4 protein-coding genes are annotated in these 10,094 nt (G+C 58.2%); 1 reads left to right on the forward strand and 3 read right to left on the reverse strand.

The window, feature by feature from the left end:
- Positions 1–144: 144 nt before the first annotated feature.
- From H9X86_RS11005 to H9X86_RS11015, 3 genes are all read right to left on the reverse strand, one after another.
- Positions 145–2,799, reverse strand: a complete 2,655-nt coding sequence (locus H9X86_RS11005; protein ID WP_204901569.1) for an FtsK/SpoIIIE family DNA translocase — start codon at positions 2,797–2,799, stop codon at positions 145–147.
- A gap of 15 nt (positions 2,800–2,814) precedes the next feature.
- Positions 2,815–3,714, reverse strand: coding sequence for an undecaprenyl-diphosphate phosphatase (locus H9X86_RS11010; RefSeq protein ID WP_346011466.1), 900 nt, complete (start codon positions 3,712–3,714; stop codon positions 2,815–2,817).
- 104 nt (positions 3,715–3,818) lie between these two features.
- Complete coding sequence (locus H9X86_RS11015; RefSeq protein WP_204901570.1) at positions 3,819–9,212, reverse strand: family 20 glycosylhydrolase; 5,394 nt, start codon at positions 9,210–9,212, stop codon at positions 3,819–3,821.
- Positions 9,213–9,437: 225 nt separating this feature from the next.
- Here H9X86_RS11015 and H9X86_RS11020 point away from each other — a divergent pair, with 225 nt between their 5' ends.
- Positions 9,438–9,944: a DUF3592 domain-containing protein gene (locus tag H9X86_RS11020; RefSeq protein WP_204901571.1), complete on the forward strand. Its 507-nt coding sequence runs from the start codon at positions 9,438–9,440 to the stop codon at positions 9,942–9,944.
- The last annotated feature ends 150 nt before the right edge of the window (positions 9,945–10,094 follow it).

A 10,094-nucleotide genomic window follows, 5' to 3' on the forward strand; every position in this document is an offset into this window, starting at 1 on the left:
GGCCTCTTTTCGTGAATCTTTTCTCCATTGCTCCATAAAGCACACCCCCACATCTGATACCATTTTACCAGATGCGGGGATGTTTTGGAAGTTTTTCGACAGTCTGAAAGCTGGACAGAACACATGTTCTGTCCAGCTTTTTTCTTAAAACGGCGGCAGATCCCGGCTCTGCTCCACAGCGTCCCCCTCGTAAGGGAACTCTTCAGGCACAGGCTCAGAGGATTCAGGGGCTGTGTCCACCATGTCCTGGCGGTACTGCATCTCCTGCCACTGCTCCTTGGTGATGAGCAGCTGCCGGGGCTTGGAGCCCTCAAAGGGGCCCACCACGCCCTTCTCCTCCATCTGATCTACCAGGCGGGCGGCTCGGCCATAGCCCAGCTTCAGGCGGCGCTGGAGCATGGACACAGAGGCCTGCCCCACCTCCAGCACCACGTCGATGGCGGCGGGAAGCAGCTCGTCATAGTCGCCGCTCTGATTGGGATCGGAGCCACCCACGCCCTTGGCTCCCTTCTCCTTCTCCTCGGCATGCTTCTCGATTTCGTGCATCACCGATTCGTCATAGCGGGCGGTGCCGCCCTGCTTGATGAAGGCCACCACCTGGGCCACCTCCTCCTCGGAGATAAAGCAGCCCTGGACACGCTGGGGCTTTCCCTGACCCAGCGGGGCGTAAAGCATATCACCTTTACCCACCAGCTTCTCAGCACCGGTGGTGTCCAAAATAATGCGAGACTCCAAACTGGAAGCCACAGCAAAGGCGATACGGCTGGGAATGTTGGCCTTCATCAGACCCGTGATGACATCGGCAGAGGGCCGCTGAGTGGCAATCACCAAGTGCATACCCGAGGCACGGCCCATCTGAGCCACCCGGCAGATGGATTCCTCCACCTCTTTGGCAGCCACCAGCATCAAGTCGGCCAGCTCGTCAATGACCACCACGATCTGGGGCATGGTCTCCCGCCCGCTTTTCCGGGCGTGGTTGTTGTAGGAGGCCAGGTCCTTGGCTCCCACCTCGGAGAATGCCTTATATCGCTTCATCATCTCGCACACCGCCCATTGCAGAGCTCCGGCGGCCTTTTTCGGATCGGTAACCACAGGGATGAGCAGATGGGGAATGCCATTGTACACCCCCAACTCCACCATCTTGGGGTCAACCATAATCAGGCGCACCTCGTCGGGGGTGGCCTTATACAGCAACGAAATAATCAGGGAGTTGGTACACACCGATTTACCGGAACCAGTGGTACCGGCAATGAGCATGTGGGGCAGCTTGGCAATGTTACCCACCACGCAGTTGCCTCCAATGTCCTTGCCCACAGCAAAGGAGACCTTGGAGGGGCTGTCGGTGAAAGCCTTGTCACCGATGACATCCCGGATGGCCACGGGGCTGACCTGGCGGTTTGGCACCTCAATGCCCACGGTGGAGATCTTGTCCGGGATGGGTGCCACACGCACGGCGGAGGCACCCAGAGCCAAGGCAATGTCATCGGAGAGATTGGTGATCTTATTGAGCTTCACACCCTGCTCCAACTCCAGCTCATACCGGGTCACCGAGGGGCCTCGGGTGACGTTGACAATGTGGGCATCCACCCCGAAGGACACCAGGGCATCTTGCAGCCGCTGCTGGTTGGTTTGCAGCTCCCCGGCCGCAGCTGCGGCCATACCACTGCCCTCGGCCAGCAGGGATATGGGAGGATAGCGGTACACGCCGGTGTCCTGCTCCATCCCAGCTTCGATCTCCTGGGCCACCTGGGCCTGGGCCTGTTGGGCCTCCTGGTGTGTGACCTTTTCCATGGTGGGCTGGGCCTTAGGAGTGGCTGGATGCTCCACAACGGGAGCCACAGCCGTCTTCTCCTCCACAGATTCGCTCACCGGGAAAATTTCCGGCACATCCTCGTATTCCGGCTCCTCTTCTTCCAGAATAGGCTCCACCGTATCCGTAAGCACCTGGTCTGGGGTGGGCACCTTGGACACCCGGTCAAAGAGCTTCTTCTTGCGCACTGTGGTCACGGGGCGGGTAGGCTCCTTCTCCAGGATCACCTCACCATCCACAGGGATGTCAATATCCGCCTTTCTCCCCTTCTTCCGAGGGGCAGGGGGATCCGGCTCCACATACTCCTCCTGGATCTCTTCCTCCTCTTCCCACTGCTGCGCCCGATTCTCTTCCCGTTCCTCCAGCCAGCCACGGACATCCTGATAGACCTCCACGGGAGTGCGGTTAAAGGCATAGAGCAGGACAGGAATGACGGCCAGCACCAGCACCACCAGCCCGCCAATCTGGCTGAAGGCATAGCGGAAGGACACGGCAATCACACCGCCCAGCACACCACCGGAGCCGGTGCGCAGCCCAGTCTGCCACAGCTGGCTCATCAGATTCCAGCCCCAGGTAAACCGGGTTCCACTGATAATCAGGTGGAGGATGGCGCCAAAAAGCACAGGAAGCAACAGCGCACAAGTCAGGCGCAGCCGCACCGGGCGGCGGCGGTGAAACAGCAGGATGTACCCACACAGCAGCAGCACCGGGGGCGCCAGATAATAGCCATATCCGCACAGCCCCCGCAGCAGATCACAAAACAGATCGACGAAAGCGGCCCGAACACCAAAGTATCCAAATGAGCCAAAAAAAGCCAGCACCAGGCATACCACGCCCCCAATTTCTCTGTGGAGGGAAGGCGCAGCTGACGCAGTCTTCTTTCTGCCGGTCTTGGATGGACTCCGTTTCCCGGCATTTTTGGCAGCAGCAGATTTGCTGGATGTTCGTTTTCCGCCGCTTCGGGTGGTTTTCTTTTGTGTCGAAGCCATAGCTTCCTCCTAATCTCAGAGTACAATAAAGCCGGCAATCAGGGAGACAATGCCCATGAACCAGCAGTAGTATGCAAAGTTTCCAAACTTACCTTTGTTGGCCAGCAGTCGCACCAGCTGGATGGAGAAATACCCCACCACACCGGCCACGACCATGCCGACGATGTACTTGGGCAGAAGGCTGGTGTCAATGCCCTTGTCGCCAAAGGCCTTGACTACCTTGAGCAGTGTAGCACCCAGCACGGCGGGCAGAGAGAGCAGGAAGGAGTAGCGCACAGCGAACTCACGGTTAAAGCCCAGCATCAGGCCAGCAGAAATGGTGCTGCCGGAACGGGAGATGCCGGGAATAGTGGCCACACCCTGGGCAATGCCCACCAGCAGCGCATCTTTCATCGTGGCAGTGCGGGCAGTCTTGCGCCCGCCGCCCAAGCGGTCAGAAAAGAAGAGGATGCAGCCGGTGAGCAGGAGCATCACAGACACGACGGCGGGATAGTTGCCCAGGCCCTCCACCACGCCCTCCAGGGGGAGCACCACAAAGAGGGGCAGGGTGCCCACAATAATCATCATCACCAGGCGGCGTGCCTCGGGAGGACGGGATTCCCGGGAACCGTGGCCTCCAAACAGGGAGCCAATGGCTTTGAAAAACTCCACGATCATCTCCACAATGTCTTTCCAATACACCACACACACCGCAATCAAGGTCGCAAAGTGCAGCAGGATGTTGAACAGGTTATCCACCTCTTCCGCTTGAAAGAAATGCTGGAGCAAGGTCAGATGCCCGGAACTGGAGATGGGCAGAAATTCTGCCACTCCCTGGACAAAGCCCATAAAGATTGCCTGCAAAAAGGACAAGGTCATCACCTCATTTTTATATTTGCCCAGAACACAGTCCGGTGCATCATAGTATATTATCACACTCCAGGCATAAATGCCAGTTCTTTTCTCATCACTTCCCTGAAATTACGCAAAAAGCAGCCCATCCCCGCTACTGGGATGGGCTGCTTTGCAAGGCGTGGGATTTACTTTTTCTTGGCGTTCTTGCTTTGATAGATGATGATAGCAACCACCACCACGGCACTCACCACCAGCAAGCTGATCCACAGGGTCATGTTATTCTGGTCTCCGGTGGGCGGCACACCATCCGTTGCAGGAGGCTGAGACACCGCCGGAGAGTTGTCTGGGTCGGGCTGCTGGGTGGGCTGGGCCGTGGGTGCTTCGGTGGGCGGAACTGTGGGTTCTTCCGTGGGGGGGACCGTGGGTCCTTCCGTGGGCGGAACTGTGGGAACCACATCTTCCAGCGCCTCCATGGAAGCCTTCAGAGCAGCAAGAGCATCATCCACCTGCTGCTGGCTGGCCTGGGAGTCCTCCTCCACGGCCTTGGCATCCGCCAGAGCCTTCTGGAAGTCCTCCCAGCTCTCAGCAGTGTAGTCCTCTTTCTGGAGCTTATCAGCTTCCGCAATGGCCTGCTCCAGCTCAGCCTTGTCCACCACAGGAGCAGTGCGCTCATTGACCAGCACATAGGTGCTGAAGTGAGGCAGGGTTACGGTCACAGTGTTGGTTTCCTCATCCACAGTGATGGAGACCTCTTCCTTGGTGCCATTCACCGCCACATAATACATCTTCAGGTTGTGGGCAGTCAAATTTTCAGGAATCTCCAACGTGACGTGGACGTTGCCGGTGGGCTTCACTTCCACGCCGTCCTTGGTGGCAGTGAACTCAAAAATGGCCACGTCATCCATGGAGGCAACCACGTCCTTGAGGGCATTCTCCACTCGCTGGTAGATCTCGCCATCGGAGATACTCTCCACCTTCACCACGGTGCCGCCTTCAAACGCTTCCTGGGCATTGTCCACGGTGACCTGGGAGTCGGTTTCGGTCACAACGGTCACTTCTTCATCCGGATCGGGCTGCTCAGCGGGCAGATCGTTCACGGCCTGCTCCACAGCGGCAGCGCTCAGCGCCACTTCAGAAGCGGTGGCCAGGGGGCTGCTCTTGAGGGCACGGGCCAGCACCACAGCCTGGAACAGGGCCTGCTCTTGCTCGGAACCCTGATCCTCAAAGGTGAGACCACGCTCAGCCACCAGTTTCTCAGCCTCGGCCAGCTGGGTGTTCAGCTGGGTCTTGTCCACCTGCTCATACACCAGCATCTCCTGGAGCTTGTAGGTGCCGCTGGCCTGGTTGCCCTGCATCTTCACAAACCGGGCCTCCACAGGAGTGTCCAGGGTCACGGTCTGACGGGCAGCGGTGTTACCGGAGACCACTTTGGCCTCAGTCCAGGTTTTACTGTCCAGAGAGGTCATGATTTTGATGTCCCGGCCAATGCCGTCGGCACGCCAGTGGAGATCCACCTGGGAGATGGTGTATACCTGGCCCAGGTCCACGGTGAGGGAGCTGTCCCCGTGGTCGCCCTGCCAGTAGGAGTAAATTTCAGAAGAATTGTCGTCGTCGCTGGTAAAGGTCTCGCCGTCCACTGCCTTCATGGCGATGCGGGTGCGCTGTACACCATTGTCCTGCCCGTTGGCGTCGCTGCTCTCGTAGGAGTCGCCGCCCACCCAGGCATTCTGGGCCACGTTCACCTTGCCGTCATCGGTGCCAGCTACCTCCTGGACAGACAGAGCCTTGTTGTACACCTTCAGGTTGGCCATCTGGCCGTGGAAGTCCTGGCCGATCTTCTCCAGAGGGAGCAGCACAGAGGAGTACAGGGTGGACACTGCATTGGGGGCCACGCCGTCCTGATCATGCTTCTGAGAGAGGAAGGTCACCAGCTCACCGTCCACATACAGACGGGTGGCCTGGAAGGTCCCCACGATGGTGACGTTCACAGCGGTGCCGTCGGTGGGCACCTGGTAGCCAAAGTCACGGGTGAAGTAGTTCACATCCGCACTCAGGTTGCCGTTGTGTCCTGCCACCTGGATGCGGCCGTCATAGCCGGAGAACAGGGAGGATTCGGCGGTGTTGGCCTCACCGTCCTGGGCGGAGAGCTTCAAATCAAAGGAGACGGTGTAGGGGTAGGACAGGGTCTTGAGCGGGGTCTCCAAAAGGGTGGAGCCGTCGAAGGTGAGCCAGCCGTCTGCCACCGTGCCGCCGGTGAGGGTGGCATCATAGCCGTTGCCGCTGGCGTCGTAAACCTTGCTGTCGTCGGCAGAGACGTTGTGGAAGTCGTAGTCCAGCACCAGGGAGCTGGCGCTGTCCACCTCCATGGCGATCTGGGTGCCGGGGCCTTCGGCCAGACGGGCGGCACGCAGCTCGTACTGGGTGAAGGTGTCCTCGTCATCGGTGCCGCCCCAAGTCTTCTCACTGAGGATAGAGATGGTGCGCAGCACACGCTGGTGGATATCCAGTTCCGTCATACCCTCCTGGCTCTGGTCGCCCCACACCACGCCCTTGGCGCCCATCAGGTTGGGCTCACCCAACATGGGGTTGGAGCCGCCAAACATGGTGGGGTTCCAGTCGTAGAACAGGTACTCGGCGTTGGGCACATCCCGGTTTGTGCGGCCGGGGTTGGCGTACAGGAAGGCATCCCGGCAGTTAATGACCTGGTAGCCCTCAGCCACACGCTCAGAGGCCTTGTCATAGGAGTTGCTCCAGATATCCAGCTGGTAGTCTGCTGCCAACTCCTCAGCGGTCTTGTTCAGAGCCGTCTGGGCCGTGGCAAAGCTGCCGGTACCGGCGCCCCACATACGGATCTTGGTGTCCGCACCCAGGTTGTTCTGGATGGTCTGGCGCATGGTGTCGGCAAACTTGGCAAAGGCGTTGTTGGTCTCTGTGTTGTGCACCCAGTACTCGTCGGCGCCGATGTGCACCACGTCGCCGGACACCACCGGGTCATTCCCACGGGTGTACTCATCCCACAGGGTGGAGGCAAACTTGAGGGCACGTTGGCTGTTGGGGCCAGTCAGGTCCAACAGTTCCAGATACCCCTTGGTGCCGGTCCCGCCGTTCAGCTTGGTGCCGCCTTCCAGCCAGTCGATGTTGTCCGGGTTCTTCTGGGCGTACTTGTTGTAGAGCAGGGAGTGACCGGGCATATCCAGCTCGGTGAGCACATACATTCCCATGTCCTCACACATCTGGGTCAGTTCTCGCCACTGCTTCTTGGTGTAGGTGGGATTGCCCTGATAATCTTCATTGTCGTTGTAGTAGTCGGAATTGATGAGGTCCTCCGGGACGCCTGCGTGCTTGGTCTCCGAGGTCAGGCTGGGGAACTTCTCGCTCTCCAGGCGGTGGAAGCCGGAGTGGGTCTCAAAAGAGGCGTCTCTGATGTTGCAGTTGTCGTTGTCGTTGACGTGGAGGTGGAACTCGTTCATCTTGTACCACAGCATGATCTTGGCGTAATCTTTCAGCTGCTGGTAACGGTAAGGAGTACGAGCCACATCCAGCATCAGGCCACGCACCTCATAGGCGGGGTAGTCGCGCATGATTCCCTGGGGAATGGACACGTGGTCCTCCGCCTGCCACAGGATCTGCTCGGCGGTAATGGTGCCGTACAGGCAGCCGGTGTAGGTGGGAGCATAGATATGCAGGCCCTGATCATTGGTGACCATCACATAGCCCTCGTCCCCCACATCGTAGCTGTTTTCATCGCTGGTGAGGGATTCGATGTAAATGTCGTGGGGACCGGTGGGACCATTGCCAGTCCCCACAGTCAGAGTGATGCCGGAGATCTCTTTCACATCCGCCACCAGGTTGTCAGCCACCTTCCTCAGGCCCACATTGGCTTTATCGTTGAGGATGACCTTGGAGTCAGAAGCGAGGGTGAAGCTGCCCTCATAACCGTACCACTCCTGGACGGTGGGGATGACCTGGGGCTTGGGGTTGGGGTCCGTCACAGCAGGGAACCACTCTGCCGGATAGTTGTCCTTGTGGTCGGGCACCGTGACGGTGACATTCTTCTGAGCATAGCTGGTCTTGTCGCTCTTGTCCGTGAGGCGCAGCAGCAGGGTGACGTCCCGCTCACCGATGTTCCACTGGCTGATGGTGCCGTCGTTGGCCACCACGTTCTCCAGCTCACTGCCCCGCACCACCAGCTCGCCGCCGGGGATGGTGGGCAGGGTGATACTGGTGTCATCGGTTGCAGGATCAGACACAGTGACCTTGTTCATCTCCCCATCCACATCCACAGGGGGATAGATGTTGGGGTTGGTGCCCATGATGGCAATCTCCCGGATGTTGACGTTGTTGCCGCCGGGAGCCTGGGCGTTGGTCTTGAGGATGTACAAACGCACATACCGGCCCAGCTCAGTCCTGGTCAGGGCAGGCTTCGAGGTGGTGGTGATGGTGTCGGTATATGTATCGGGATTTGCAATGTTCTGACCCGCACCATTGGCCAAGGTAGAGTTGGCGGAGGGACGGCTGACATAAGCCACATCCACCCAGGAAGTCTCGTCATTGGGGGTGTCAGTGGTCTGCACCTTGTACTCCATAGCCCACACCTTGTTGTTGACATAGGTGATGCTCACAGAGCTGAGCTTGGAGCCGGTGGCCCCCAGATCAATTTGGACCCACTGGGGGGTCTGAGCCTCGTTATCCCTGGAGGTGTCAGTGGCAATGAATTTCTTCAGATCGGGGGAGTTCCACTGGGTTTGGGTGGATCCATCCACCACATTGCCAGGTTCGGTGTCCTGCACCGAACCACTGGCAGTTACCAGGCGGTTGAGGGCCAGATTCCAGGGCTCCTCCTCCGGCTCCTCCACAGCCTTGGCATACACCTGGATCTCCCGCAGGCACACATTGTTGCCGGGGGCGGCGGTGTTCACCTTCTCCACATAGAAACGCACATAACGCTCCACAGCGGCACCATCCACCAGGGCGGGATTGCTGTCTGCGGTGATGGTGTCCATGTTGGCAGCACTGGCAGGGGTGGTGTTGCCTGTCTCATCGGCAATGTTCTGACCCTCGCCGTTTTTCACAGCTCCATCAAAGGGAGCACGTTCCACCCGAGCCAGGGTGGTCCACTCCCCATCCGGGTCGTTGACCGCAGAGGTCTGGATCTCATACTTCATGGGCCAGACCTTCATGTTGTACCACAGCTTGACGGCCTCAATTTCCACGGATTCTGTGAAATCCTGACCCAGATCCACGGTGAGCCACTGGGGGGTCTGGTCTGCTTCGGGACCTGCTCCAGTGGTTTTCATGTCGTCTGATGCCCACTGGTTGGTCTCATTGGTGATGCCGTCCACGGCGTAGTCGGCGGATGCCTGTCCATCATTTCCTCCTACATCCGAGGAGACGGTGACCTGACACCCCGGTGTCACCAGGCCCTCCCCGGTGATGGTGGGCGCTGCATAGCTGACCGCCCCTTCCTGTGTGGTTGTCTCCCCTGTGGTCACAGCCAAGGTGTTCACAGGCAGACATCCCACGAGGAACAGCCCAGCCAGCACAGCACTGAGCCCCCGTCGATGTTTCATAGCCTTCATAATATATTTTACCTCCCTCAAGATCTTTGACGTAACTGCTCGTCCTTTCCAGTTTATCATATCTCACAATTTTTTCAAGTGTATACCTAAATTTTATTGCGTTTTCATTGTGTTCCATATGGATCGTTTGGAGGATTTTGCTGAGTGTTGACACATCTCCTTCCGTCAGGTATGATATTTGAAAAGGCAGGGGGCTCCCCTGTCATTATTTTGGGGTGAATCAACATGAGCAAACATAGAAAAAAACAACAATATGTACAGACCCAACCCAAAACCCAGGGCAGAGGATTTCTCTCCAAGGTGATTACTTTTGTGGGTTTCATTTCCGTACTCAACGCCATCATCTCCCTGGTGGCAGGATACGGTACTTTTCAGACCCAGTGGGAACAGACCGAGTGGCCCGCCACCACTGCCCAGGTGGTGGAAGTGTCTCAGGGGCACGACACAAATAACAACCCCACCCCCGCAGAGATTCGCTATGAGTATCAGGTGGACGGCACCACCTACCAAGGCACCTACCAGGAGGACTCCACAGACATTGCGGTGGGCCTGAGCATACCTGTCCGGTACAACCCGGATCACCCGGAGGTCTCCACCACCCGGATGACCTTGGATCTTGGTTTCCTGGTACAGACCGCCATTTTCGGCATCCTGGCCATTGTGTGTATTTATGGCCCCACCGTGTACAGCAAGAGAAAGGATCAGACCCAGCACCGGCTGCCTGCTCGGTAAAAAAATCGCTCTGGAATTGCTCCAGAGCGATTGAGCGTGTCGAAAAAGTTCGACACGCTTCTCAAAAATGCAAGCATTTTTTCGAGGAGATGCAGCCCGCTGCATGCACCCTTGGGTCAAAGGGCGACCCAAGGCCACACTGGCGGGCTG

Origin of the sequence: Pseudoflavonifractor capillosus (assembly GCF_016902575.1) — a bacterium.
GTDB lineage: Bacteria > Bacillota > Clostridia > Oscillospirales > Oscillospiraceae > Enterenecus > Enterenecus capillosus_A.

What these genes read in the sequence shown, in the direction of transcription:
- H9X86_RS11005 (WP_204901569.1), bottom strand. Translation starts at nt 2,799, where the DNA reads ATGGCTTCGACACAAAAGAAAACCACCCGAAGCGGCGGAAAACGAACA.
- H9X86_RS11015 (WP_204901570.1), bottom strand. Translation starts at nt 9,212, where the DNA reads ATGAAGGCTATGAAACATCGACGGGGGCTCAGTGCTGTGCTGGCTGGG.
- H9X86_RS11020 (WP_204901571.1), top strand. Translation starts at nt 9,438, where the DNA reads ATGAGCAAACATAGAAAAAAACAACAATATGTACAGACCCAACCCAAA.